This is a genomic window from Pseudoalteromonas ardens (genome assembly GCF_030125445.1).
Lineage (GTDB): Bacteria > Pseudomonadota > Gammaproteobacteria > Enterobacterales > Alteromonadaceae > Pseudoalteromonas > Pseudoalteromonas ardens.
The window spans coordinates 1,251,972-1,277,196 of record NZ_JASJUV010000001.1; the positions used below are offsets into that span (position 1 = coordinate 1,251,972).

Annotated in this window: 21 protein-coding genes; 7 read left to right on the plus strand and 14 right to left on the minus strand. The window is 46.3% G+C overall.

The annotated features are described in order from the left end of the window. Positions 1-8 precede the first annotated feature (8 nt). Complete coding sequence (locus QNM19_RS04625; protein WP_049864972.1) at positions 9-881, minus strand: LysR family transcriptional regulator; 873 nt, start codon at positions 879-881, stop codon at positions 9-11. Positions 882-982: 101 nt separating this feature from the next. Here QNM19_RS04625 and QNM19_RS04630 point away from each other — a divergent pair, with 101 nt between their 5' ends. Further along, positions 983-1,336 carry a DoxX family protein gene (locus QNM19_RS04630; protein WP_049864971.1) on the plus strand — a complete coding sequence of 118 codons (354 nt, stop codon included), beginning with the start codon at positions 983-985 and terminating at the stop codon, positions 1,334-1,336. Between the two features lie 42 nt (positions 1,337-1,378). Here QNM19_RS04630 and QNM19_RS04635 read toward each other — a convergent pair whose 3' ends face one another. Both QNM19_RS04635 and QNM19_RS04640 read right to left on the minus strand, forming a co-directional pair. Beyond that, positions 1,379-2,368, minus strand: coding sequence for a tetratricopeptide repeat protein (locus QNM19_RS04635; protein ID WP_049864970.1), 990 nt, complete (start codon positions 2,366-2,368; stop codon positions 1,379-1,381). Between the two features lie 90 nt (positions 2,369-2,458). Further along, entirely contained in the window at positions 2,459-2,914 is a 456-nt protein-coding gene (locus tag QNM19_RS04640; RefSeq protein WP_049864969.1) for a DUF6326 family protein, read from the minus strand. Between the two features lie 209 nt (positions 2,915-3,123). Between QNM19_RS04640 and QNM19_RS04645 the strand changes: the two genes are divergently transcribed. Next, positions 3,124-4,305 carry a helix-turn-helix domain-containing protein gene (locus tag QNM19_RS04645; RefSeq protein WP_049864968.1) on the plus strand — a complete coding sequence of 394 codons (1,182 nt, stop codon included), beginning with the start codon at positions 3,124-3,126 and terminating at the stop codon, positions 4,303-4,305. A gap of 108 nt (positions 4,306-4,413) precedes the next feature. Here the strand turns inward: QNM19_RS04645 and QNM19_RS04650 are convergent, their stop codons facing one another. The 7 genes from QNM19_RS04650 to QNM19_RS04680 all read right to left on the minus strand — a co-directional run bounded on the left by QNM19_RS04650 (position 4,414) and on the right by QNM19_RS04680 (position 11,064). Next, positions 4,414-4,749: a hypothetical protein gene (locus tag QNM19_RS04650; RefSeq protein ID WP_049864967.1), complete on the minus strand. Its 336-nt coding sequence runs from the start codon at positions 4,747-4,749 to the stop codon at positions 4,414-4,416. 125 nt (positions 4,750-4,874) lie between these two features. Continuing rightward, on the minus strand, positions 4,875-5,288 hold the full coding sequence (locus QNM19_RS04655; protein ID WP_049864966.1) for a GNAT family N-acetyltransferase: 414 nt from the start codon (positions 5,286-5,288) through the stop codon (positions 4,875-4,877). Then, positions 5,281-7,236 carry a methyl-accepting chemotaxis protein gene (locus tag QNM19_RS04660; RefSeq protein ID WP_284026388.1) on the minus strand — a complete coding sequence of 652 codons (1,956 nt, stop codon included), beginning with the start codon at positions 7,234-7,236 and terminating at the stop codon, positions 5,281-5,283. Before QNM19_RS04660 ends, QNM19_RS04655 begins: the two co-directional genes overlap by 8 nt. A gap of 194 nt (positions 7,237-7,430) precedes the next feature. Next, positions 7,431-7,586 (minus strand): hypothetical protein, encoded by a 156-nt coding sequence (locus QNM19_RS04665; RefSeq protein WP_156202323.1) that lies wholly within the window; start codon positions 7,584-7,586, stop codon positions 7,431-7,433. Between the two features lie 192 nt (positions 7,587-7,778). Further along, the gene (locus tag QNM19_RS04670) at positions 7,779-9,119 is read right to left on the minus strand and encodes a sigma-54-dependent transcriptional regulator (protein WP_049864965.1); all 1,341 of its coding nucleotides are present in this window, start codon (positions 9,117-9,119) and stop codon (positions 7,779-7,781) included. Beyond that, on the minus strand, positions 9,119-9,658 hold the full coding sequence (locus tag QNM19_RS04675; protein WP_049864964.1) for a hypothetical protein: 540 nt from the start codon (positions 9,656-9,658) through the stop codon (positions 9,119-9,121). Before QNM19_RS04675 ends, QNM19_RS04670 begins: the two co-directional genes overlap by 1 nt. Further along, positions 9,655-11,064: a HAMP domain-containing sensor histidine kinase gene (locus QNM19_RS04680; RefSeq protein ID WP_049864963.1), complete on the minus strand. Its 1,410-nt coding sequence runs from the start codon at positions 11,062-11,064 to the stop codon at positions 9,655-9,657. Before QNM19_RS04680 ends, QNM19_RS04675 begins: the two co-directional genes overlap by 4 nt. A 284-nt stretch (positions 11,065-11,348) precedes the next feature. Here QNM19_RS04680 and QNM19_RS04685 point away from each other — a divergent pair, with 284 nt between their 5' ends. Genes QNM19_RS04685 through QNM19_RS04695 form a run of 3 tightly spaced genes read left to right on the plus strand, consistent with a single transcriptional unit; the run spans position 11,349 to position 12,044 of the window. Next, a complete protein-coding gene (locus QNM19_RS04685; RefSeq protein ID WP_284026389.1) occupies positions 11,349-11,573 on the plus strand; it encodes an EF-hand domain-containing protein in 225 nt (74 codons plus the stop codon). Between the two features lie 26 nt (positions 11,574-11,599). After that, on the plus strand, positions 11,600-11,827 hold the full coding sequence (locus tag QNM19_RS04690) for an EF-hand domain-containing protein (RefSeq protein WP_049864961.1): 228 nt from the start codon (positions 11,600-11,602) through the stop codon (positions 11,825-11,827). Further along, positions 11,790-12,044, plus strand: coding sequence for an EF-hand domain-containing protein (locus QNM19_RS04695; RefSeq protein ID WP_284026390.1), 255 nt, complete (start codon positions 11,790-11,792; stop codon positions 12,042-12,044). The genes QNM19_RS04690 and QNM19_RS04695 overlap by 38 nt, the downstream gene beginning before the upstream one ends. Positions 12,045-12,153: 109 nt before the next feature. Here QNM19_RS04695 and QNM19_RS04700 read toward each other — a convergent pair whose 3' ends face one another. Further along, positions 12,154-12,711 (minus strand): GNAT family N-acetyltransferase, encoded by a 558-nt coding sequence (locus tag QNM19_RS04700; protein ID WP_049864959.1) that lies wholly within the window; start codon positions 12,709-12,711, stop codon positions 12,154-12,156. A gap of 20 nt (positions 12,712-12,731) precedes the next feature. Further along, positions 12,732-13,898, minus strand: a complete 1,167-nt coding sequence (locus tag QNM19_RS04705; protein WP_284026391.1) for an MFS transporter — start codon at positions 13,896-13,898, stop codon at positions 12,732-12,734. Between the two features lie 107 nt (positions 13,899-14,005). Here QNM19_RS04705 and QNM19_RS04710 point away from each other — a divergent pair, with 107 nt between their 5' ends. Next, entirely contained in the window at positions 14,006-14,881 is an 876-nt protein-coding gene (locus QNM19_RS04710) for a LysR family transcriptional regulator (protein WP_049864957.1), read from the plus strand. Positions 14,882-14,976: 95 nt separating this feature from the next. Here the strand turns inward: QNM19_RS04710 and QNM19_RS04715 are convergent, their stop codons facing one another. Continuing rightward, a complete protein-coding gene (locus QNM19_RS04715; protein ID WP_284026392.1) occupies positions 14,977-15,567 on the minus strand; it encodes an outer membrane beta-barrel protein in 591 nt (196 codons plus the stop codon). A gap of 194 nt (positions 15,568-15,761) precedes the next feature. Between QNM19_RS04715 and QNM19_RS04720 the strand changes: the two genes are divergently transcribed. Then, positions 15,762-17,945, plus strand: coding sequence for an OsmC domain/YcaO domain-containing protein (locus QNM19_RS04720; RefSeq protein ID WP_284026393.1), 2,184 nt, complete (start codon positions 15,762-15,764; stop codon positions 17,943-17,945). Positions 17,946-18,266: 321 nt separating this feature from the next. Here QNM19_RS04720 and QNM19_RS04725 read toward each other — a convergent pair whose 3' ends face one another. Further along, complete coding sequence (locus QNM19_RS04725) at positions 18,267-25,085, minus strand: PKD domain-containing protein (RefSeq protein WP_284026394.1); 6,819 nt, start codon at positions 25,083-25,085, stop codon at positions 18,267-18,269. Between the last annotated feature and the right edge of the window lie 140 nt (positions 25,086-25,225).

Sequence of the window (25,225 nt, forward strand, 5' to 3'; positions counted from 1 at the left end):
CTGTAGGGTTAATAAGTAAAATGCTCCGCGAGGAAGTCTATTAGGGCTCTAAACCTTACTGGCGTAAACTCGGTATTTTTATATAGAGCGTACATAGGCAGGGTATGGCCTTGCCAGTTCTCAAATAAAGTGACAAGTGATTTGTCTCTTAGTTGTTGGGCGATCATCCAGTCTGGCATTGCCGCGATACCGAGCCCGGATAAAGCCAACCTGACAATCATCTCGGGACTATCTGAGCGAATATATTCGTTGAGTTTGTAGTGTGTTTTATCAAACAGCCAGACATTTGATGGTGTGTTTAGCGAATACGTGAGGCATTGATGCGCTTTTAACTCGTCAGGAGAGTGTGGCATACCATGACGTTTCAGATAGTCAGGTGATGCAAAGTAGCAAACTGAGTGATCCAACAACTTCTTTGCTTTTAATCCGGAGTCCTTCAGGACTGACGCTCTGATGGCGATGTCCACGTCTTCGTTGATCAGATCTACCTGTTGATCGCTGACACTGATGTCTAACGTAACTTTTGGGTAACGACGCATAAATTCAGCAAGTGGCTCAGCCAGGCGCTGTGTTGCGAAGGCACTGGGCGCTGAAAGTTTTATATGGCCATTTACCTGTGCCTGTTCATCACGGATCTGGTGTTCTACTTCGGCCATAGTATCTAGTAGTGACTGGCTGTAGGTGAGGTAAGCCTTGCCTGCTGAGGTCAGGGCTATTGCGCGGGATGTCCTGTGAAATAAGGTGAATCCAAGATGTTGTTCAAGCCAGGCCACTTTTTTGCTTACAGCGCTCTGCGTCATATTGAGTGCGTTTGCGGCATGGGTAAAGCTGCCCCTATGTGCCACTTCGGTAAATAGTTTGATGCAAACAAGTTTGTCCATATTCATTCCAACTTGGAATAGTAACTAGCATAATAATACGGTTCTTAATGCTGTATTGGAATGTTTAAATGCATCCACTTTAACTTGTCAGGAACATTTCTATGCTAATACTCGCAGGCTTGCTGGCCACTTTCTTCACTCTCGCTGGTTCTCAAAAGATATTCTCCTGGAGCACACGAGTGTTCACTATACAAAGTGCGTTTTTCAGGCGATATGGGCTTGGCAGGAAGCATATGTATGCTATTGGATTCATTGAGTCGCTTGCTGCCGGGTTGATGGTGTTTTCTATTCTGACCGAGCACGTTCAAAGTATGCTGCTTGGTTCTGTATTGATACTATTAACCTCAATAGGGGCGTGCTATTTTCACTTTAGATATGACACCTTTAAGGATGCCATTCCCGCAATATTAACGGGAACTGGCTCAGGAGCATTGCTGGCTTTAGGGATGCTGTGATGTGAGAAAGGGCTCGTTCTAAAGCCCTCTGGCAGAGTGCGCTCAGGCCCTGGCTAACTTTTTCAAAGCAGAGCGGGCTTTTTTCTTGAGCTTTTCACTCAGCGTTTCTGTTATGACTTCGTTGAGTAGTTGCTGCGCGAGCGTGGTTTTCTTTTGTGCCATGGCTATCGAAGCTAACCTGAATTTGACCTGGTTTTTATCGGGCAGGTCGTAGTGATGGGCTGCCTCATTCAGATACTGCTGAAGCGCGCTCTGTCCCTCGTCATAATTGCGCTCCAGTTGTTGGCTTAAGGCACCAATTAACACCATGGACTGATAGCGAGCCTTTTCTTGTTTCAGATTTTTTGCCTGCATGTTAATTGCATTTCTGAACTGGCTTAACGCCATTTCAGGCTCTTCTTGATCAAGATAGATTTGGCCTAAAGTATAAAAAAAGCGGGGATCGGCGGAAAAGTTTTGCTGCCCTATCTTTATCAGGCGAGCGAACTCTTCTGGTTCATCTGACTTAGCGGCCAGGTGTAAGCGAGTCAGAAAAGCATCAAAGGGCGAGACTTTTTCCAGTGCCTGAATGTGCGTTAAAGCGGCCTGTTTATCACCACCAAACATGCTGGGCGCATTGATGTAAAATTTGATCAGAGTACTGCGGTATTCACTATTGTCCGGTGCCAGTTCAACTGCTTTGATGAATGAGGCTTTGAGTTTTTTGATATAACCGGACACGCTGAAAATACTGGCTTGTTCGGCAATTTTAGCGACGACTTCGGCATGTGCAAAATAGAGCTCCGGATTGTTTGGGTGCTGCTCTATGGCTGCTTCTAAGTGTTGCAGTGCCGTTTCGTCCTGATCGCTTCTAAGTGCTATGCGGGCCAGAAGCAGTGATTTTTGATAATCAGAGGTTTGCTGTTGCGACAAAATGGATTGCGCAAGGCGCAGATTACCTTTGTCGAATTCTGCCTGGCCCAGTTCAACACTGGCTGTGGTTATGTTGCAATAAACAAGCAGAGTAAGGGGAATAAGCAGTTTGCTTTTCATGAGTCTGTTTCCTTCTTAAATGTTCTAAATACAAATGTAATCTGCTGAATCCTTGGGTGTTTATGGTTCAGAGTCCTGTCATCGATCGATTCAACTTTGAGCTGTGCTTAACACTGCCGCTTCAGGTGCTCGCCACCGGATGATCATCCAGGCTATGCTTAAAAGCAGAGTGAGCTGTATGCATGCCAGAAACAGGTAGAAAGGATCCGTTTCAATACCACCCAGTACAAACAGGAAAGTTAACGGGACAGCCACTAGGTTACATAGGCGGTTTAATCGATAGCTGAGACATTGGGAGAGGAAAATCATCACGATGGGGATCTCGATGAGTATGGCTGAGACCAAAATTAACTCTTGGGTGAGTTTAACCGAGCCTGAGTAGCCGCTCATCAGTGTGTCTATTACCCCCGGAGTGATAAAGGCTGAAACAAAGGCCAAAATATCGGCATAAATCATATTCAGCATAACTAACAGCCACAGTGTCGCGATTTTGATGCGAGTGCTTTTATCCTGTGATGCGCTAGTGGTTAAAATTGCGTTTGTCATAAGCGATTCCTTAAGTCATATTGGATGTCCCTGCAAGGTGTGCCAAAAGGCATATGCCCTGTTTTATCCAGGTTATCGTCAGACTAGTCATTTTGTGGGGATACGTCGTCCTGGCGTAAAGGCGCGGACAGTCTTGGTGGGAAGGGAAATTTAAAAGCAGATAAAACAAAATATTATGGAAAAGTTTATTTTGATGTCAGGGGGGTTAGGTGACTGAATCTATCGTGATGGTGCTGATTGCGATGCTCATTGGACAAATTGTGTTGAGTGTCCCCGTGTTGCTGCTCCCGCGAGCGACACGTGTTTATCGTATGCCTTTGGTACTTTTTCTTTGTGCCAGTGGAGTACTTGCGCTCAATGCTATCGTGCCGGTGTTTTTACCCAACTGGTATCAGGTATATACCGTTTTGGGTTTTCCCATGCTCTTTGTGTTGTGTCCGGCGCTTCGCTTGTACATTGAAGGTATTACTACACAAAAAAGATGGGTACTTAACAGAGCTAAGTTAAGCAAGTTTGTTTTGTTCTGGCCTGCCGTGCTGATTTCCGGCGCGGTTGCGTTTTTGCCTGCGCAGCATCACAGAGCACTGTTCGTGACAGATGACATGCCAGCGGGTCCGTATGTTGTGGTTTTGGCTTGTGCGATGTTGGCTTTGATGTGTTTATGGCTGATTGAATGCGGGTTTACGCTACTGGTGGTTATCAGGCGTCTGGCCAGATTCAATGCGCAGCTAAAAGAAAGTTATTCTAATCTCGACAGTCCCCAGATCTCTGTTATCAGAAAGCTTATTTATATCGCCGTCTGTATTTGGGTTTTTGTTTTGGTGTCAGCTTTTGTATCTAGCCTATTTGATCATGCACTACTGTCGCGCAGCGCCGAAGTGTTTGTTGCACTGGTGCTTATCTGGAGCGTGACCTTTTTTGCAATGCAGCAGAGCGCGCCAATACTTCAATCACAACCCCATAGCAAAGTTGTTAGTATCGACGTTCCGCGCTTATCGCGTAGTGAAAGGACAGGGAACAAGTACCATAAATCCGCACTGGATGAGCTTCAGTCTACACGGATAGTTGAAAAAATTACGCAGGCTATGCAAAACAGCGAACTTTATCTGGATGCCGATCTGACTCTGCAAAAGCTATCACAGGCAAGTGGGATATCACCTAATTACCTGTCTCAGGCTTTAAATGAAACGCTGAGGATGAACTTCTTTGATTTTGTTAATCACTGGCGTATCAAGGCTTCGAAGTCCCGCCTGTTGAGCAGCGATGAATCGGTGTTGAATATTGCCCTTGAGGTGGGATTTAATGCGCGTTCTTCGTTTTATAAGGCATTTAAGAAAGAAACAGGCATGACACCGGGTCAGTTCAGACAAAAAAATGGTGAGCACAGATGAGATTATAAAGACAACGTCGAAGATGTTAATTAGCTTGGTCGAAGGGCGTTTATTTCACATGTAAAGCACAAGAGCCCTGTTAGCAAGGGCTCTTTTATCAAATTGCAATTAAAACTTGATTTCCGTTAAAGCAATTCTTTGTCGATTGTTTAAACACTCTCCGTTGCCGTATGCAACCCAAATCTGGACTTGATTACCCGTGGCACCAGCTGCCAGCAATGAAGAGTAAATATGGTCATATGATTTGGCATCTCGACTGATTGCGAAAGAATCAGTTTCGGTGCAACTGGTGTTTTTGTGATCCACTGGTGTTGTTGTATAAACATAAGTGTAGCCTGTTGCGTCACTTACCCGAATCGATTTTATGGTATAGGTGCCTGCCAAAGGGTTGGCGTAGCTCATTGACGTTATCATCGTTAATACTAAAAGTAATAACCTTTTCATCCAAGATTCCTCATTAACTGATAAGTTATAGTAGGTGGTGTTTTAAATTATTTGATAGAGGATACATGAGGGTGATAGCACATTGCTACCCTGTACGGGAACGGACATTCTTTATCTATTGATTTTTAGTAAAACTTACACATCCCTAATCCCAGTTTTTCGCCGTCTCTCAGTGAATAGCCGTAGCGCTGGTAGAAGGTTTCTTTGCCAGTTGCAGCCAGCAAAGCGGCGGTCGCGCCGCTTTGGCAATGTGCCGCCAGATATTGCTCTATATTATCCATAATAAGATGACCAAGGCCCTGGCCTTGGTGGCTCGGGTGCACAATGACATCCTGAATGTAAAAGTACATGTGCCCGTCGCCTACAATCCGGCCACAGGCAATCAATTTATCTGCCTTACGACACTGCACCCAGTAAAGTGACGCCGTAATGCTGGCCGCAATGATAGCAGGCGTAGGATTTTGCCAGCCTGCACTTTCGCGCAGCGCGCTAAACTCCAAGGGAGCTGGAGGGGTATGCAGAATTTTTAGTTCAGTCATCGACATCAAACCGGTCAACCAGTTGATCCAGGTTGTGGGCCAGCTCAACCAATTGTGTTGCACCTGTATGCAGTGCGTCGGCAGAGTCGCCCACTTGTTGCACTGACTGACTTACACCGTGAATACGAGATTGGGTGTCCTCGGCAGCCTGCCCTTGCGCATTGGCCTGCTGGGAAATATCAGCAATGATCCCCTTAACGCGGGAAACTGAGCTGGCAATATCATCGAATGCCTGATGGGCCAGCTCCGACTGGTCAATGGCATGTTTTGATTCACCAACACTGGCTGTCATGCGTTCAGACACACTGCGAGTTTGCTCAATCAGCTTAGTTAATACCTGTTCAATATCCTGAGTGGCGTCGTGAGAGCGCTGTGCCAGTGTTCGTACTTCGTCGGCCACAACCGCAAACCCCCGGCCTTGCTCACCGGCACGGGCCGCTTCAATGGCGGCATTGAGGGCCAGCAAGTTAGTTTGTTCGGCAATGGTGCGGATCACCTCCAGAATATTGGTGATGTTGTTACTTTCATTTTCAAGCTTGCTCATGGCCGTCGCTGAGTCGCCCAGAGAGTCGTTAAGTTTAGCGACCTGTGCCACAGTGCTTTGGATCATCTGGTTACCAGTCTGGGTGTGTTGCTCCGTCGTTGAGATTTCGTTGAGTGCATCACCACAGTTGTCGCTGACTGTCATGGCCATGCTTGCCATGGATTGCGTGGTATCCGTCGCGGTTTGCGATGTTTTTTCCTGATGACGGCACTGATTACGAATATCATTGATCCGCGATTGAGAGCTCTGGGCTTCACTATTCAGGGTGCGTGCATTGCCCTGAATGTCTTTCACCAGTGCATTAATGGAGTTGAGGAATTGGTTAAACCAGGTTGCCAGCTCGCTTATTTCATCATTGCCAATGACCTGGAGCCGTTTTGACAAATTACCTTCACCCTGAGCAATTTCTTTTAGCCCGTCCGATACCATTTCAATGGGGTAAACGATTTTGTTGGCCAGCACAATGGCAATGACCACAAATAGCGCCAGCATGATGACTGCGATGATACTGATGCTATAGGTCATGTTATAAGACGAAGTGAGGATCTCATCTTCTTCAATGATGGCGATAAAGGTCCAGCCCAGCTCTTCAGAGCGATAAAACTTGGCATAAAAGGCTTTGTCCTGATACTCCAGCGTAATGAAAGGCGCATTTCCCGCGTTTCGTATAGCCTGATACCGGGCGTCATTCAAATCACGAATGTTCTTAAAGTTACTGTCAGCATTTTTCGGATCTGCCAGCACCGTCCCTTGATTGTCGAGCAGCAACAGATAGCCAGTTTGGCCGAGTTTGATGTTGCTCACAATGTCCGTGAGTGTCGATAAGGTTACATCCAGAGATTGCACGCCCAGCATCTCGCCGCTTTTCATTATCCCGGTGGCGACGGAAACCATCGCCTGTCCGGTGACGCCTTGATAGGGTTCAGTGATAATTACCTGAGAAGGACTTGAACTAACTTGCTGATACCAAGGTCGCTTGCGCGGGTCGTAGTTACCAAGAGGCTCCGCGGGATACTGAATAAAGCCGCCCTCTCGGGTGCCGAGATAGACAAACAATAGTTCGGGGTGGGTTTTACCAAAAGTGGTGTACAGATCGAAGATGGCGGCCTCAGCCTCGCCGGAAGCGTCTGGCATCATCATCTTTTCGGCGCCCAGATAGGTTGTGGTGTCTTTGCTCACCGACTGGACCGTTTTGCTCTGCGCTAAGAATCGGGCATTACTTTTCATCTGGTCAAAAAAGATGATAAATGCATTCTCAATTTGTCTGATCTCGTTAACCGATGTCTCTAAGAATCGGTCCAGTGACTCCTGTTTGGTGCGCGAGATACTCATGATGGATATTGCAAGAATAGGAATGATAACGGTCATAACAAAGCTTAGGATCAGCTTTTTACGCATTCTCATGGGCAACCACCTCGTTTTTTATTCTAATAATAGTGTAGTTGTGAACGGAGCATGTTGCTCTGATGTGATGTCAATTTATGACATTAATTCGAAGATACTATTGCAAACTTTGCACGGGAGGACAAGGGGCACGGCTGAGAGGAGTGCTGCTTTATGAACAAGGCAGAGTTCTGAACTCAGAACTCTGTTTTGGCTTAACGGCAATAGTGGTACAAGGAAAACATATCACAAATTTTGCCTGATAATGAGGCGGCTACATCGCCACCCGCGATTTGCGGCGTCGCCTGCTGAGGAAGTGAATTAGACTCCGAAAGGCGTTTTAAATTGGTTTTCTTTACCTTTATTTTCATGTTGTTATCCAGTTTTTGTTGTATTAGAGATCATAGATTTTCAATCCCTGTATGATATTGATAAATAACCAGGCTCACTCAAACGTACCAAAACTAAGAAGTGGCCCTGTGATTGAAGGGCTAAGCACTCCTTGCCTGCCTTCATATTCATTTAAGCGCATGCATAATAATTGGTCAAATGTTTTTACTAATTTATTTTATATCGTGTTTTTTCATTAGCTTATAAAAGTCTGAGCGATTTCTTTGAGCCAGTTTGGCGGCTTGAGGGACACTGTTCTCACACAGGGCGAGCACTTTTATCAGATAATCGCGCTCAAACTGACGCTTAGCGTCATTCAGTCCGACAAAGCCTTGCTTGTCATCTTGTTCTGGCAGTGCGCTGATAATAGTGTCTGCAGTGATTAATTTGCCGGGTGTCATTGCCACACAGTATTCAACTACGTTATGTAGCTGACGAATATTGCCTGGCCAGGCATACCTTAACAGCGCCGTTGTGGCGTCCAAAGAGAGGCGTTTTTGTCCAGCGGCGAGTTGCTTGATAAACAAATTTGCCAGTAGGGGAATGTCTTCAACTCGCTCACGCAGCGCAGGCAACTGAATGGCTACAACGTTGAGGCGATAATACAGGTCTTCTCTGAATTTTCCTTCGCTGACAGCCTGCGCCAGGTTTCTATGGCTGGCCGAGAGAATACGCACATCAACCGTTTGCTCATGCTGGCCGCCGATAGGGCGGACCGTTTTTTCCTGCAATACCCGTAGTAGTTTTACCTGCAGATCGAGCGGCATGTCTCCTATTTCGTCCAGTAATAATGTGCCTTTATCGGCACTTTGGATCAGCCCCTGTTTATCCGAAATTGCACCGGTAAATGCGCCCTTTTTATGGCCAAACAGCTCGGATTCAAGCAAATGTGCGGGCAGGGCACCACAGTTGATGGCAATAAAGGGGCCCTGAGAATGACTGCTCGCCAGATGAATGGCGCGTGCGGTGACTTCCTTACCCGTGCCACTTTCCCCCTGGATCAATATATTGGCCTGGCTGGGCGCGATGGCTTTAATCTGCTGTACCAGCTGGCGCATGCTCAGGCTTTGGTGATACAAGCCATGAAAGTTATCGGGGTCTGTGAGCTGTGTCGCTCTGTGTTCAGGTAATGCTTTGTCGATCGCTGCTAATAGCTCTTCGCTGTTTATTGGTTTAGTAATAAAAGCGGTGATCCCTTGTTCAATGGCATCCACAGCATCGGGGATCGAGCCATGCGCAGTCATCATGACCACGGGGAGGCCTGGGTATTGAGCTTGTAATTTCTGGTTCAGTGCCAGACCGTCCATATGTTCCATACGTAAGTCGGTGATCACCACATCAACGGGCCCATTTGCCAGTTGCCGTAGGGCCGCATGTCCACTGCTGGCCAGGGTGACGTCAAAGCCATGACTTTCGAGGCGTATTGCCAATAGTTCGCTTAATGCCGGGTCATCGTCGACCAACAAAACAGAGACCGTGTGAGTATCTGAGATAGACGGGGTTGTATAGGACATTATGGCTGCTCCGATGGTGTTTGAAGGGGGGCATTCAGGGGAATGTCCTGAAGCCTTTGCTGCTCGATGTCGGCCAGCTCCTGTTTGAGCGTGAGTAGTGCCTGGTTGGTTTGGGTCAGCTGCGTCTGGATCTGGCTCAATTTGGCGTTGCTACGATGCAAGCGGATCTTTTGTCCCCGCAGCACCTGTGTCTGTTGTTTCAGGGTATCGAACCACAGATGGTAGTGTTGGGGCCAGTGCTGACTTTGTTTGATCTTTGCAATTGCTTGCAACTGTCTGGTTGTTGACACGGTATTGCAGTAGCTGTGTATGAAGGTCTCAATAGCGGCCTGACCGATATAGGGGTCAGGCTTTTGTTGCTCAACAAGTTGATTTTTTTGACACAGTGTCAGGTAGCGTTGCAGTAGCAGCGCCAAAGAGGCGTATTCCGGCTCAAGCGTTTTACGTGGCCCGACAAAGTGGGTGTTTTGCTGTGTTGGACTCAGTTGGCAACCGCTCAGGCTGATAACGAGTGTCACGATTAAAAAGAGGGGTTTCATCTGTTTTCTCCGTGTTTGGGCAGTGTCAGAGTAAATTCGCAGCCTGGCCGGGTATTTTGCCACTGTAACTGGCCACCGTACTGGCTCATACATTCATGCGCAATGGCCAGGCCCAGTCCACTGCCCGCTATTTTTTTGCTGTGGCGGCCTCTGACAAAGGGTTTGAATAAGTGATTAGCCTCCTGGGGATCGAGCCCGGGTCCATCGTCCCGGATACTGATCTGCCAGTGGCTTGGGGTAGCCAGAAAGTCGATGCGGATCTGGCTGTGTGTATATTGAATTGCATTACTGAGCAGGTGTGTCAGAGCCAGTTTGACTGGTAGCTCAGGTAAGTCTGTTAACTGCTGCTCAAAGTGCCAGTGAATACGGATATCTCGCGTTTGTAGCCGCTGTGCAAAGTGGTCTTCCAGTTGCGCTTTGATTGCCCGGGCACTGCAGCGTGCCTGTTGGCTGTGCGGGTGACTGGCAGCGCTAAACGTAAGCAGGTCTTCAATGAGCTGAGTGAGCTTGGCGACAGAGGCGTGGAGAATATCGGTTACGCGTCGTTGTTTGTCATTGAGCTGCCCAAGGTGCTCGGTATTCAGTAAGTCTGTGCCTTCTTTAATCGAGGCCAACGGGGTCTTTAGCTCGTGTGATACGTGGCGTAAAAAGGTTTCTTTTTGATGTTTGCTGGCAGCCAGCTCCTGACGCAATTGCTCAAGGCGCTCACCCAGCTGGCTAAACTCGCGGCTGCCTGCCAGCTGGATTGGCGTAGTAAAACGGTCTTCACCAATGATTTCTATGGCTCGCTCCAGCTGAAATAGCTGACGGGAGATCCGCCTGATCAACCAGATACTCATGCCGACTAAGACAGGCAACAGAATACTCAGCCCAATTAAAAAACGCTGCCGGATGAGACTTTGTTGCAAGAGCGCATCCGTCAGCTGTTTATCCAGGGTCTGTTGAAGCGGTTGTGACTGGCGAGTCAGGGCGTTGACCAGTGCCGACAGGGTATTACTGTCTGGCGTCTGGGTGTGTTGGAGCAGGTGTTGCCAATTAGCAACAGATGCATCTTTCTCAAGTCGCGTAAGCAGTGATATAAGCCCATTTTTTTGCACCTGCCAGCTTTTATTAATGCTTATTTTTAATTGTTCGCTTTGTAGTAACTGATTGTTTTGTTGTGCTTTCTGAAGCGCCTGAAAGGCGTTTTTTAGCTCATTGAATTCTGATTTAACTTTATGATTATTAGTATAAATATCCTGAACTCTATGTTGCTGATAGGCAACTGACTGAATAAACCACAAGGTCAACAGCAACAGAGGAACCAGGGCCAGCATTAATGCCATAAGTGCCTGTTTCCACAATGCCTGAGAAAAAAAGGGGTTGAGTGGCGTGTGTGAGCGTAATTCTGAGCTGGCATGGAGCATAAAGAGCCTGATAGTTTGCGCGCTTTTAATTGTCTGTTGCCAATTAGCGACAGCTATAAGTAACTGATTTTAAATAGTAAGCTAAAAACGCGAGTTGAATTTTGTCGCCATTTAGCAACGAATCGCCTTAATGTCCCCTGAACTTTTTTACCCAGTTAAAACTAACTTATTGAAAATTAATATCTAATTAAATCTGGCACCAAAGTTGGAATAGTCCTGTCAAATGCAGCCAGCAAGCTCAGAACAGTTTCGCGGCAGCACACATTCAAAAACAGAAGGAAAATATGATGAAAACAGCGATGACAATGATGACAGCTATGGCCCTGACGGTGTTGGCGACACAGGCAATTGCAGGCGATGGTTTTGAAAAGTATGACACGGATGGTGATGGCACCATTAGTTTGAATGAGGCGACGGCAAACTCCGCGCTAATGGGTCAGTTCAAAGTGCTGGATAGCAATGGTGATGGCTTGCTGAGCAGAAAAGAGTTCTCTGAGTTTAACGGCTAAGTCGCGTTTGAACCGGAGGATTTAATATGCAAATTACATACGTTTTTGCGTTGACCCTGGGAATGTTTACCTGTGCATTAGCGTTTGCCTCTGAAGTCGATTTTGCACTTTTGGATGATAACAGCGATGGCCTGATCAGTCGCTCAGAAGCAGCTAAGGTCTCTCTGGTCGCTGACGCATTTAAACGCCTGGATACAAACCGGGATGGCGCGCTGAGTGCCAAAGAATTTAAACACTTTAACAAGCATTTATGAGGAACTTGATATGTACAAGCTTATGTTAAGCACCATTTTGATGGCAGCCAGTATTGGCGCGCATGCTACGGACAGTTCGTTTTCAACTTTTGATACCAATGGCGATGGGTATATCTCTAAGTCGGAAGCCGCGGGCTCGGATACATTGACGGTCATTTTCGATAAGCTGGACAGCAATGGCGACGGCAAACTATCGGAGCAGGAATTTAGTCAGTAGGACATTATCCTGACACAGTTTTCTTCTCCCAATTTTGTATTTTTACGCAACGATCTTCATGGGTCCTTCCATGAGTCAAGGCACCTGATAAGGGTGCCTTTTTCGTTTATCAGGCTGTTGCTGCCATGATATGTTCACTACGTAGCAGGCCGTACATATAGCCATCATAGTAACCATGACTAAATTTAAAGTGCTGACGTAAATGGGCCTCACGTTGCATGCCGAGCTTTTCCATTAAGCGCCAGGAAGCCTGGTTTTCGACAGCACAAAATGCACAGACTTTATTGAGTCCAAATTGCTCAAAGGCAGCTTCAATCAGCCCGTTTGCAGCTTCAAATGCATAACCCTGGCCGATAAATCTTTCATTCAGACGATAACCGATTTCGGCTGTTTTGGCGTTATGGCACAAAAACTTATACATGAGTTCACCGACCAGCACATTGTCTTCACGTCTGATGATGGCCAGCAGCAGTCTTTCATGCTCATTTGCCTGCCAGGGGGCTGTTGCTTGATCAATTCTGTCCTGAGCATCTTTTAGTGTCGCTGGTTCACCAATATACCTGGAGGTATCCGGATTACGCCTGCTCTCGTAAATGGCATGAAGGTCACTTTGCTGAAGCGGCCGGATAGTAAATCGGGCAGTGTTAAAGTGGAGTTTTTCGAACATGATTGATCCCAATATTATACTTATGTGTGTTCAAAATGAGGTCGCTGAATACGGATAGTACGCCAGCAAAGTAGCAACAAAGCGGCGCACACAGCGATCAGTAGCGCGATGGCTTGCGTGTTATCTGGCAGCCATTGATTCACCAGCCAGGCAATGACAGAAAATATCAGTAACTCAATTGCCCCGACCAAAGCATTTGCAGTGCCCGCGTGAGTAGGGTGCAGTAAGCCAATCAGGTGCATATAGCTTGGAAAATATCCGCCAAATACCAACATAATGGCGGCATAGGCCAGTAATATCGCTATGGCGTTGTCGCTGGCTAATACGAAGGTCAGTGCACTCAGTAATAGTGCAGGCCACAGCCACAAAACAATTTTCATGTAGCTAACGTGGCGCTGTAAGACTTTAGCAAACACAGCGCCCAACAAAAGACCAACCATAGGCAGCATCATGGCTTGTCCGGTCTGGCTGGTGGTAAAGCCAAAGCGGTCCTGTAGTAAAAACGGCAAATGCAGCTGGAGTGTCAAATACAAAAAGGTTGGCACCCATTTGAGACTGGCCAGCGATAAAAAGACCTGACAGCGCACCATATTTTGATAGTGCCGAACCAGGCTCATTGGGTTAATCACAAAAGGTTGAGGTTCGCTGGCTTTGAGCAGACTCAGCCCGAATATGGTGATGAACAGATAGTATGTAATGAGTACCAGTGACAAGCCCTGCCAGCCAAACCAACTGCTCAACATACCGCCGAGCAGGGGGGCAATAATTGCAGTGACGCTGGCCGAGATGGCCACGGTTGCCATGGCACTTTTTAATCTGGCCCCCGACAGTCGTTGAGCCAGTAATGTGCGGCTGATTAACACCGGCGAAGCAGAGCCTGCACCTTGCAAAATTCGTCCGAGTAAAAAGGTGGTGCTGTCTGGTGCAACGGCGCATAACAGTGTACCTGCCAGTAAGATGGCTTGCCCGGCAATAAACAGTGGCCGATCACCGTACTTGTCGCGCAGCGGCCCAACAATCAGTTGAGAGGCGCCAAGCGTAATGAAATAACTGATTATCATTGCCTGACTCATGCCATTGGTTAGCATCAGGCTGTCTGCAATATCTGGCAAAACAGGCATATACACCTGGCTGACCAGCTGAGAGCAGGACATGAGTAAAACAGCAAGCATGGTAAATAGATGCACGGGCACTCCAGCGTGAAGTAAATTTAACCCGGGCACTATACGCCGCTTTCATTGTCCTAAAAATAAGGTAATAATTAAAATACTATTTCCTTGTAGGAATTAATTAAATGGATTGGTTAACGGCAACACGCAGTTTTTGCGTTCTGGCAGAGCTGGGCAGCTTCACTAAAGCGGCGGAACATCAAGGGGTTTCGGCATCTGCTATGAGTAAACGAATTGACTGGCTGGAAAGGCATCTGGGGCAAAGTTTGTTCATTCGCACCACCAGACAGGTTAATCTGACTGAGCAGGGGCAGCACTTTTTTCCTCGTGCCAGAGATTGGCTTGCTCAGTTTGAGGCACTGGTGGAGACCGCACAATCTGAACAATGCGAGTTGCAGGGCAGTTTGAAAATCGCGGCAACACAGGCGGTAGGCAGTAGTGTATTAATGCCCAAAATTGAGCAGTTTTTGTTGCAATATCCGCAGATCACCATTCACCTGAATGTACTGGCTCCGGGAGAGCCGCCGGATCTACAGCACGATGTAGTGATCACCCGCTATAACGAGTCGTTTGATTCAGTCTCACACAAAGGCACCCGGCTGTTTGACTATCAAATGCAGCTGTTTGGGGCCCCGGAATATCTGGCGCGCTGCGATGAAATAGCCAGTGTTGAAGACCTCGCACATCATAAGATGTTACTGAGTAGCTATTATCATAAAATTGGTGGTGTTGTACTTGAAGATGGCAGATTGTTTGAATTTACTAACTATAATTTTGTGACCGATCATCTCGATGCCATTTTGAAAGCGGCAGTGCAGGGAATTGGTTTGCTGTTTATCGCGCCCAGTTATATTGAGCGGGAGTTAAGATCTGGTGCGCTGGTGCCCATATTGCCGGATATTCGTTCTGAGGTAAAACAACTCTGGGCCTATTATCCTAAGGCCAGCTATACACCCCGTAAAACCCGGTTGTTTATAGAGCACCTTAAAAATACGCTGTAACTATGTAAGCGTGGGCAGTTATTTGACTTGAACATGGCCAATTACAGTGTCACCCCGGCCATAGAGCCGGGGCTAATAGTATTGCTGGCCAACTTTTAAAAACGGTAAGTCAGGCCCAGGCTCAGCTGGAATTGATTAAGTACGTCGCCATCAAAGTGCCAGGCACAGACGTCTTCATCGCTGCCATCACAGCGTACTTTAGACGAATTCTTGATAGAAGACGCAAGCCAGCGCAATTCTGTTTGCGCGCTGAACCCGGCTCCTAAATGATATTTCAGGCCACCATAAAAGCCCGCAGCAAAAAAGTGATCTGATTCTTCAAAATTGGGTGTTACCTTATTTACACCGATCTGCGCACCGATATAGCTGTCCAGATTATCTGTGATATTCACATCTATGGCGCTTTGAAACATCAAATATTCCATATCCACTTTCTGGATTGGCGCATCTTCAAATTCAGTTTCCAGCATGCTGTAAAACAGGCCATAGCGTTTTTTATTCAGGTAGCGATCAAAGCTGATACCAAAGTGGTTTTCATCGGCCAGATTGACCACTGCTTTTTTACTGGTATGCAATTCCTGATTGCTGCTTTTGCCACCATACAGAGTGACACCAAAGCCGTTATTGGCCAATGCTGAGCCAGAGAAAAGACCTAAACCAAGTGCTAACCACACATAGCTGCGCATAATAAATCCTTGTTATCTCATGTGTTGTCTGAAGAGTTTATTTGCCAAGAAAGTAACATGCCTTTACGACCAATAATAGGTATTTAATAACTTAATTTGAGCTGGTTGGGTTATTTGTGTCATCAGCATTGGCGCCGTCTTGCAACCTCAAGTACAATAGGGGTTTTCGATCGCAATACACCGGACTCTTTCCTATGGAAATCAAAGTAAATTATCTCGATAATCTTCGAATTGACGCCAAATTTGATGATTTTTCTGTCATTGCCGACCAACCTATTCGTTATAAAGGCGATGGTTCGGCACCCAGCCCGTTTGACTATTTCCTGGCGTCGTCTGCGCTGTGTGCTGCTTACTTTGTGAAAGTGTATTGTAATGCGCGTGACATTCCGACCGATGGCATCCGTGTGGCGCAAAACAACATTGTTGACCCGGAAAACCGTTACAACCAGATCTTTAAAATTCAGGTTGAGTTGCCAGAGAGTATCTCTGAGAAAGACCGTCAGGGCATCTTGCGTTCAATTGACCGTTGTACTGTGAAAAAAGTGATCCAGACCGGACCTGAATTCCAGGTTGAAGCGGTAGAGAGCCTGGATGACGACGCGCAAGCTATGCTGATGGTAAACACCGACTCAGACGCCAGCACCTTCATCCTGGGTAAAGACCTGCCATTAGAGCAGACCATCGCCAACATGACGGGTATTTTGTCTGATCTGGGCATGAAAATCGAAGTAGCGTCATGGCGTAACATTGTGCCTAACGTTTGGTCTTTGCATATTCGTGATGCCGCATCGCCGATGTGTTTCACCAATGGTAAAGGTGCGACTAAAGAAAGCGCGCTGTGCTCGGCGCTGGGCGAATTTATTGAGCGACTGAACTGCAACTTTTTCTATAACGACCAGTTCTTTGGTGAAGAAATTGCCAATGCCGAATTTGTTCATTACCCCAATGAGCAGTGGTTTAAGCCGGGCGACAACGATGAGTTACCTGCTGAGATCCTGGATGGCTACACGCGTGAAATCTATGATCCGGAAGGGGAGCTGCGCGGCTCTAATCTGATTGACACCAACTCAGGCAATATCGAGCGTGGTATTTGTTCTATTCCTTACACGCGCCACAGCGACGGTGAAACGGTTTATTTCCCATCTAACCTGATCGAAAACCTGTTTCTGAGTAACGGCATGAGCGCCGGTAACAACCTGTTTGAAGCCAAAGTGCAGTGTTTGTCTGAGATCTTTGAACGCGCAGTGAAAAAGCAGATCATTGAACAGGAAATTGTGCTGCCGGACGTGCCTGAAGACGTACTGGCTAAGTTCCCGGGCATTGTTGCTGGCATTAAAGGGCTTGAAGAGCAGGGCTTCCCGGTTGTGGTGAAAGATGCCTCTCTTGGCGGCCAGTTCCCGGTGATGTGTGTGACCCTCATGAACCCGAAAACGGGCGGTGTGTTTGCCTCTTTTGGTGCGCACCCAAGCCTGGAAGTTGCGCTGGAGCGCAGCCTGACCGAGCTGTTGCAGGGCCGCAGCTTCGAAGGTCTGAACGACGTACCAAAACCTACGTTCAACAGCATGGCAGTGTCTGAGCCGGAGAACTTTGTTGAGCACTTCATTGATTCAACTGGTGTGATCTCCTGGCGTTTCTTCAGTGCCAAGCACGATTATGAGTTTGTGGAGTGGGACTTCACGGGCACTAACGAAGAAGAGTGTGACAAACTGTTCGCCATTCTTAAAGATTTGGGCAAAGAGGCGTATGTTGCAGAGTTTACTGATATGGGCACCGCCTGTCGTATTTTGGTGCCTGGCTACTCTGAGGTTTACCCGGCAGAAGATCTGATCTGGGATAACACCAACAAAGCGCTGCAATACCGCGAAGACATTCTGAACATCCATTCACTGGAAGACGAAGCACTAGCCGATTTGGTTAATCGTCTTGAAGAAAGTCAGCTTGATAATTATATCGATATTATCACGCTGATCGGAGTTGAATTCGACGAGAATACAGTGTGGGGTCAGCTGACCATTTTAGAGCTGAAGATCCTTATCTATCTGGCGTTGGGCGACATTGAAGCGGCCATTGAGCTGGTTGAAACCTTCCTGCAATACAACGACAACACGGTTGAGCGCGGCTTATTCTACCAGGCAATGCACGCCACGCTGGAAGTAGCGTTGGACGAAGAGCTGGAAATTGAAGACTACATCCACAGCTTTACCCGTATGTTCGGCAAAGAAGTGATGGATGCGGTGATTGGCTCAATTAACGGTGATGTGAAGTTCTATGGCCTGACACCGACCAACATGCAACTGGAAGGCCTGGATAAGCACTTGCGCCTGATCGACAGCTATAAAAAGCTACACGCCGCACGCGCTACGTTTGCGAAGGGCTGATTTGGTTGAAGATGGAATGAAGTTTGTGAGTTGATTGTCATACCGGCTTCGGATCGGAGCCGGTATATACTGTCTGACAAATTGGGCAGTAAGAGATGCATTGTGGGTTCATGGCACGCAAGTGATGAATACATAAGAAGTTGTTAGCACCTCTTTTCCTCTGACTGGTGACTGGGTCTATTTCTGAATATCTAAAGCTCTGCTTAAATCCTGTTTTTCCGAAGCTATTTCCTTAGTGTATTCATCTATTAGCTGCTGATGTGGTAAAGAGTTGAATTGGCCTGATGTAAATTTGTTTGCGTCAGGCCATTTCAATCAGGGCTAATTGTAAGCGCTTATATCTATTCTGATCTTTTCATGTGCTTCCAGTGCTTGCAACAAGGTGCTGTCAACTTCGGTATCTTTCAGATAGAAAGTTGCAGTGTCATTTGGCCGGTCAGTCAATATATTTTCCAGCCCCGTCATTGAGCTAAGTGTATTATTTCTAAAGGAGAAATAACGGAATTTGCTGTTGGCTGGGATATGCAATTGTGTGATAGCCGTGCTGGTTGCTCTCAAGGTATTAAGGGATGCGGGGATCTTTAACTCAGACAGTGGTGTTTGAGTAACATCCAGCGAATATAAGTCACTCATGGTGTTCAGATCCAATATTTCAACTAACGTGTTGTTTAGCTTTAGGCTTTCTGCGCCTCCTTGGCTTGTAAACTCCTTGAGGGGGTTATCAGACAAGTTTAATTTACTAATGACCAGATCTGCGGGAATTGTGACGGAACTAAGTTGGTTACCCGATAAATCGTAATTTAACCAAAAAGTTTCAGTAGTGGCAGGGAAGGAAACGTGCGTTAGTTTTCCAGCTGAACCTTCTAAGCTGCGAAGTTTAATGTTGTTAGTCAAGTCCAGTTCAGACAGGTCAGATCCCTCGACGGTCAGATGAGTTAATTGTTTCATTTGGCTTGTATTCAGTTGTGTTAGCTTTGAACTGGTTAAATCTAACGAGGTGACCGTTGATCCTTCTGTGGCTAACAGCGACCGCAACGGAGTTTTACGCAGATTAACGGTTTGGAGTGCTTTTGCCGGGCTAATATCCAAATCTAAAATGGGGTTTTCATCAAGATTTAGATAGTACAGGTTAACAAAGTTAGTTAGATCAAGGTATTCAATCTGAGCACTTTGGAGATCCAAGTGAGCCAGTTTATGCTTTTCGGTAACTCCCGTAATTTCAGCTAGTTGACTGTTATTTGCTCGCAATCTTTCAAGAAATTTGTTTCTCTGTAAGTTTATACTGGTGAGATGAGTACCTTCTAAATTCAACGATTTAAGAAAAGGTGAACCGGACAAATCCAATTCATCAAGTTGAGAATTTGTGAGCGATAATGAGGAAAGCCAGTTGTCTTCTTCAAGTGCCAGACTGCTCAAAGAAAGTCTATCTATAGAAATGGATCTCAGTTTGCCCATTTGGCTAAGGTCTAACTGTTGACCTGGGTCGATACCTGGTGAGTCATTCCCCACCAGGGTTAGCTCTTTAAGCAGTGTTAAATTTGAGACAGTATCTAGTGCGGCTTGACTGAAATTGGCTTTCAGGTTCAGCTTTTCCAGATAGCGAAACTTTTCTAACCCCTCAAGGTCAGTGACGTCACTTTGACCTGAGCTACATTGTAGGGTTGAGGAGTGCTCAATGTAATAATCTCGGTAATGGTCGATACAGATCTTCATATAGGGGGCTGTAATGCCCAAGCGCTCTGCGTTGGACTCAGGTTTTTCTGAGAGCGTGACTTTAAAAGTACATGTCTCAGTGACAAACTCATTTTTGAATTCGACAAAGTGAGACCTGGACTGAGCACGAACTACTCCGCATCCTTCGAATGAAGAAAAATAGGTGTCGGCATATCGGTCGTGGGAGAGCAGCAGCTCAAAGGGTTGACCAAATTGCATGTAACCATCTGAGGTATTGAGATCAAACTCAATATCTTCGGGTATATCAAGTGTTACATGAATACGCGGAGGCTTGTACGAAAGCACCCGTAATTCATCTGTAGTGCAAGTTGCACCATATTTTGGACACACAGTAATACTGTCTTGATCACTTTCGATGATTCGATAATCGGTTTGCTCATTGCGAGCAAAGTTGAATAGGCTTAATCTTCCTCCGCTTATATAGTGGGTATAATACTCTGTACCTTGTTCAGATGTTATCCTGAATTGCTTCCCATTATCTTCTTTTTTGACAAATTGCCACTTCTTCGGATTGGGCGTATCAAGCTCGTAGAAAGCGGCATTATCTTCGAGGTACTCTGCAAAACTTTCTAGTTGTGGTGTGGGATCAAACCTGACAGGCCTGAATACAAACTGACCGGATTCGTTCTTTATCTGTGCATAAAGATAATTTTCAAATACGCTGAAGATCTTAAACTCCCCCACTTTTTTGGACTGGCATTTAGCTTCGCCTGGGTCACAATAGGGGTCATAGCTATGAAAGTTGCGATTGTACCAGGCCGATGCGACGAGTGTACTTTCATCAATCGCTGCTGTGGCTGCCCCGTTGTACTGACCGGTTCTGTATGCGCCGTCCGAATAGAGCTCGAAACCTTGATCTTCATAAGCCATTAAATAACGCCATTTCCCTGTTACTTGCTCTGATGTAACAGGCGTAACTTGTTTCGACACAAGCAGACCTGCACCGTGACGGAACCAGTGTGTATGGTAATGTGCATCTGTATCACTTTGTACATCGTAAGCTGCAAATGCAAATCCACCTTCTTTTTTCTCATACAACTTAAAACTGGCAGAGGCTGCAAGCTCGCTGCTGTACAAGTGGACAATTCCTTGCGTGGTAAGGTCCCATGTTAAGTCAATTGTGCGCTGGTCTTCTGAGTCCTTACCTGTATACATTGCGCCCGTGTGATTTTCATTCAACGTCAGTTCTACCGTGTTTTGTGTGTAGCCTGGCGAATCACTGGCATACGCCAGAGCCCAGCTGCCAATGAGAGACTCTCTGGATATGTTGAGATCCGGTAAATCGATTGTGCGCTGAACGGTTTGTACTCGTCTGAAATTGGTATAGGGCTCAGAGAAAAGCCACCCTAAGTGTGTCCCATCGGGTCCATAGCTGATAGTAAACCCGTCGATTGTATGCTGTGTAGTACTGGTGGTTTGTACTGGTAATTGGCCGTCATTCGTGAAGTTGAATGTGAAAGTATCGCCATCAGTTTGCTCAATGGTGAACTCACGCTGTTCTCCCAAACCATAAAATGTACCTGTGTTATCCTCGTTTACCTCGTAGTACCAGGCAGCAGGCATGTCGTCACGTACAAGGAGGTCCAATTGTGTGGCCACCAGTAGGGTATTTTCTTTATGTGCTCTGCGGCTGGAGAAGTGCGCACTGATCTCACACGACTCAGTCGGGGTTTGAACATGGTATTGCAGGGGAGCTACATCATCAATGAGTTTGCCATTGCAACCTGAGATACTCAGGAGGTTAGAGTCATTCAGACGTTCTACTTCCACCACAAAACTTTCTTTGTAACGAATTTGGTGAGCAGGCAAAGTTAATCTGCCGTCTCCCTTGAGCTGGGTTGTAATGGTTAACGGCGGGCGCTGATAAGTATAGCGGATGATGTTATCTTCCGAACACGCCGCTGCTGTGGAAATATGACATAATTCGATACCCGACTCGTCTTCTGAAATGATCGACAGATAGGAGGTCTCTTCCGTTGCAATATTTTGCAGTTCAATGACACCGTCAACAATATTCGCGTAGTGATCTGCACCATTAATTACGAGAACGCTGCCACACAGGAAAACAGGGCTAACAGTGCCCGGACAGCGCAGGCGATTGCTGATAGTACTCACACGACCATCTTGGAGCGCATAAAGAGCTGTTCTGGGTGGGTATTTATCATCAATACCGTAGCTAGAAATAAATGAGTTATCGAACTGAGCAAATTGCCAGGTCTGATCTGATAGTTTGTAGATCTTCACCTTTTCAAATTTGTCCCAAGCTGAGTTCTTAGAATATTTAACCACTATGGTGTCGTTGATCACTGACAGCAGTTCAAAGCCATAGGTCACGTAGCTAGTACATTCAGGGTGTGTTGTATCGCAGTATTGGGTTCCTTTGCCATTCAGCATATACATGTCATAGTACTCGAGCTTACCTGCAACTTTCTGACCCGCTATGTCTCGGTGCCAACGAAAATGGAAGGCATCGTTTTCGTCAATTTGGAATTGAGTTTTAGGCAGTTTGGATTTTATCTCTTTCCAGGTTCTTTGATAGTCAAAGTCATTGAAGTCTATATTCTGGTGACGAATAAGCGTAGCGGGGACTTGTGTTTTTATGCCTTTTGCGTAGGAGGCGGCCATTAAAGTATAGCCGAGCTTTGACTCGCGGATAATAGTAAACTCGAGGTCGTACAGGTTGTTACTTATTAATAACGTATTACCCGTTAAAGACCACTGTGATACTAACGCCATATTGTGTTTGTACATCACTGCTTCTGAATTGTCTTTCAGTTCAACATGGAAATAGGCTTCTTTACCATTGCTACCGTAATAACTGAGAGACCAGTTGCCTAGCAGAGCCGGGAGTTCAGGTGTCGGTAGCTGATCTACCTGAATGAGTTCTGCGGTAAATGAAGTCTTATCTGCAGAGTTATATAAGTTTTGACTGGATACAACAAAATCAACGGTTACAGCCGTAGCGTTTTCACCACTTTCAAAGGCCGACAGAGTGAATTCAGATGAATAAAAGTCTGGCTGTCCATACAAGCGTTTTCCATAGATTTCAATCTCGCCGTCAAGTTTGACGATGATATTTTGCCCCTCTTGCTGCCATTCAAATGGAATAATCCCTTTGTATAGCATGGTACCTGTATTGTCTGTGCCAAAGATCATTTCAAAACCAAAGCCGTCGATAAAACCGGCTTCTTTCAGGTACTGGTGGCCGAATGGCTCAAACCGGTGAGCGTTAACCAGGTTGTTGTCATTTTTAATGTCCTGCTCTATCTGGTTCAGTAATTCGGGTTGTTGAGCTTCAAGCTTGGCTTGCAGCGCTTCCCACTGCTGGCGGTTTTCTGATAAAACACGTGTTGATGCAATGCCCTCTGGCAGCGCTATACCGTGATCTATTGTGGCTTTTAGCACAGAGGCGAGCTTCAGCTTTTCTGACATATCCACGTGTTTGCGTGCGTTAGACAGCGCATCTGCGGTGCTATATTGATTTTCAGTGTATTGCAACAAGGCATATTCAGCGGTTGTTACATTAGTGATATTCACATCGAACATGTCAGCGCTTGTCACGGTGGCATCATCACCAGCGGCAGATTGTAGTTGTTCAACTGAACTCATTTGCGATACTAGCGCTACATGGGCTTGTGTTCCTGCGCCTGTTGCTTCTAGTCTAACCAGCTGCTCAGCTGCGGTTTCATCTACTGAAATTGTCAGTTCATAGTCGCCTTGCTCGTTCGCTTGTGTCTCGAACACTTGATCGCCGATATGTGATACAACCTGAGCAAACGGAATGGGCTCGTCGGTCACTTTGCCCTTTAGTGTTAAGCCTATGGTATTCGGGTGTACTGATACAACATGTGAGAGCACAGACTGATCACCCTGGTTATCTGTGACCGTTAGGGTAAAGGTGATATCCCGCTTATTGCTGAGTTCCGGAAGCTGTACGGAGAGTGTCGCAGAGTCCATACCTACTTCCATCAGGTTCTCAGTCTCGTCATGTTGCCACTTGTAGGAAACAACTTCGCCATCTTGATCAGATGCTTTCCCTGTAAGCGTTATCCCAGTGCGCTCCTGAGCTTCACTGGGTGCTTCAATTTGTACTGCTGGCGCAATATTTGGTAAGGCGGTGACTGTTAGAGTATGCGAGGTGGTGTAGGTAGCACCTTGGTTATCTGTAACGGTTAATGAGAGTACAACATCCTGATCTTTGGTTGAATCAGGTGTAGTGACAGAAAGTTGTGAGGTATTTTCTCCACTGACATTAAGAGCAAGATCCGATGAATAAGACCAAGTGTATTGAGTGATTGTACCGTCGGAGTCTTCGGCTTGGGCTTTAAATAGTGCAGTTTCTTGTTCCTGGATTTCGCTTGGTCCGTCTATCTCAGCGGTTGGTAAAGCATTTGGTAATGCGACGATCGTTACACTATGGGTGGCAGTTTGCGTTTCGCCTTCGGCGTCTGTGGCTGTCAGGGTAAATTCAACAGGCGTGTTTACCATTACATTTGGTGCTGTTACAGACAGCGCGGGTTGCTCCGGGTTTTGCAGTGCAAGGGGTTGGTCATAGTTATGCGTCCACATAACAGAGATGCTGTCACCGTCGGGGTCTATTGCCTGACCTTGTAGTGATAATATAGCACCTTCGGTTATCTCTGTAGGGCCTGTGATTGATACGACTGGCTGCATGTTTGGAGCTGGCTCAAAAATCACAGCATGTGTTGCTGATGAACTAGCACCATCGATATGGTCAACTGTCACTGTGAAGTTGACCGTTACCTGCTCTGAAAGCTTTGGTGCACTTACTGTTACTAGTTTGGTGTCTTGGTTAAGCAGCGAAAACGGCAAACTCGAGTCATGGCGCCAGTATATTGATTTGATATTTTCTGGTGCTATGTTTGTTTGTACTGAAAGTGTCATTGGCGAGTTCGCATCGGCCAAGCTCTCACCTGAAATCGCAACTGTTAGTGGAACGGTTACCTTTAAGATGGTAACACTGTGATGAGCGGATGAGGTCTTACCGAAATTGTCGGTAACCGTAACAGTAAAATCAGCAGTGGTGTCTGTATCAATGTCTGGTAATTCTACCCTAATGGTCTCAGAGGTTGTATCGGATAAAACGAGCTCAGCGTTAGAGGTATACTGCCATTGAAAGTGACTTATCTGACCGTCGCTATCTGATGCTCTGGCGGATAACTCAAATGTACTTTGTTCGGAGATTTCAGAAAATCCGAGTATTTCAACTTGAGGCGCCTGATTATCATTTTTTTTATCATCCTGGCTTTTACTAGTTTGTGTTTTGGAGGTTGTTTCTGACGAGTCTCCGCCCCCTCCACAACCATTCATACTGAGTGAAAAAAAGACTATGAGCACAATTTTTATAAACACGGTCGGGCAGAACCGGCCAAACGAATGAGTCATTAAAAAACCATTCCTTGAGAAAAAAGAGGATTATACTAATCGATTAGCTACAAATAAATCAGTGGTATAGGGTGGGAGTGAATGAATGTAAATGATTATTTCGAATTTTTACGTTCATCACACTTTGAATGAGAGATACT

What these genes read in the sequence shown, in the direction of transcription:
- QNM19_RS04625 (WP_049864972.1), bottom strand. Translation starts at nt 881, where the DNA reads ATGGACAAACTTGTTTGCATCAAACTATTTACCGAAGTGGCACATAGG.
- QNM19_RS04630 (WP_049864971.1), top strand. Translation starts at nt 983, where the DNA reads ATGCTAATACTCGCAGGCTTGCTGGCCACTTTCTTCACTCTCGCTGGT.
- QNM19_RS04635 (WP_049864970.1), bottom strand. Translation starts at nt 2,368, where the DNA reads ATGAAAAGCAAACTGCTTATTCCCCTTACTCTGCTTGTTTATTGCAAC.
- QNM19_RS04640 (WP_049864969.1), bottom strand. Translation starts at nt 2,914, where the DNA reads ATGACAAACGCAATTTTAACCACTAGCGCATCACAGGATAAAAGCACT.
- QNM19_RS04650 (WP_049864967.1), bottom strand. Translation starts at nt 4,749, where the DNA reads ATGAAAAGGTTATTACTTTTAGTATTAACGATGATAACGTCAATGAGC.
- QNM19_RS04655 (WP_049864966.1), bottom strand. Translation starts at nt 5,288, where the DNA reads ATGACTGAACTAAAAATTCTGCATACCCCTCCAGCTCCCTTGGAGTTT.
- QNM19_RS04660 (WP_284026388.1), bottom strand. Translation starts at nt 7,236, where the DNA reads ATGAGAATGCGTAAAAAGCTGATCCTAAGCTTTGTTATGACCGTTATC.
- QNM19_RS04665 (WP_156202323.1), bottom strand. Translation starts at nt 7,586, where the DNA reads ATGAAAATAAAGGTAAAGAAAACCAATTTAAAACGCCTTTCGGAGTCT.
- QNM19_RS04670 (WP_049864965.1), bottom strand. Translation starts at nt 9,119, where the DNA reads ATGTCCTATACAACCCCGTCTATCTCAGATACTCACACGGTCTCTGTT.
- QNM19_RS04675 (WP_049864964.1), bottom strand. Translation starts at nt 9,658, where the DNA reads ATGAAACCCCTCTTTTTAATCGTGACACTCGTTATCAGCCTGAGCGGT.
- QNM19_RS04680 (WP_049864963.1), bottom strand. Translation starts at nt 11,064, where the DNA reads ATGCTCCATGCCAGCTCAGAATTACGCTCACACACGCCACTCAACCCC.
- QNM19_RS04685 (WP_284026389.1), top strand. Translation starts at nt 11,349, where the DNA reads ATGATGAAAACAGCGATGACAATGATGACAGCTATGGCCCTGACGGTG.
- QNM19_RS04690 (WP_049864961.1), top strand. Translation starts at nt 11,600, where the DNA reads ATGCAAATTACATACGTTTTTGCGTTGACCCTGGGAATGTTTACCTGT.
- QNM19_RS04700 (WP_049864959.1), bottom strand. Translation starts at nt 12,711, where the DNA reads ATGTTCGAAAAACTCCACTTTAACACTGCCCGATTTACTATCCGGCCG.
- QNM19_RS04710 (WP_049864957.1), top strand. Translation starts at nt 14,006, where the DNA reads ATGGATTGGTTAACGGCAACACGCAGTTTTTGCGTTCTGGCAGAGCTG.
- QNM19_RS04715 (WP_284026392.1), bottom strand. Translation starts at nt 15,567, where the DNA reads ATGCGCAGCTATGTGTGGTTAGCACTTGGTTTAGGTCTTTTCTCTGGC.
- QNM19_RS04720 (WP_284026393.1), top strand. Translation starts at nt 15,762, where the DNA reads ATGGAAATCAAAGTAAATTATCTCGATAATCTTCGAATTGACGCCAAA.
- QNM19_RS04725 (WP_284026394.1), bottom strand. Translation starts at nt 25,085, where the DNA reads ATGACTCATTCGTTTGGCCGGTTCTGCCCGACCGTGTTTATAAAAATT.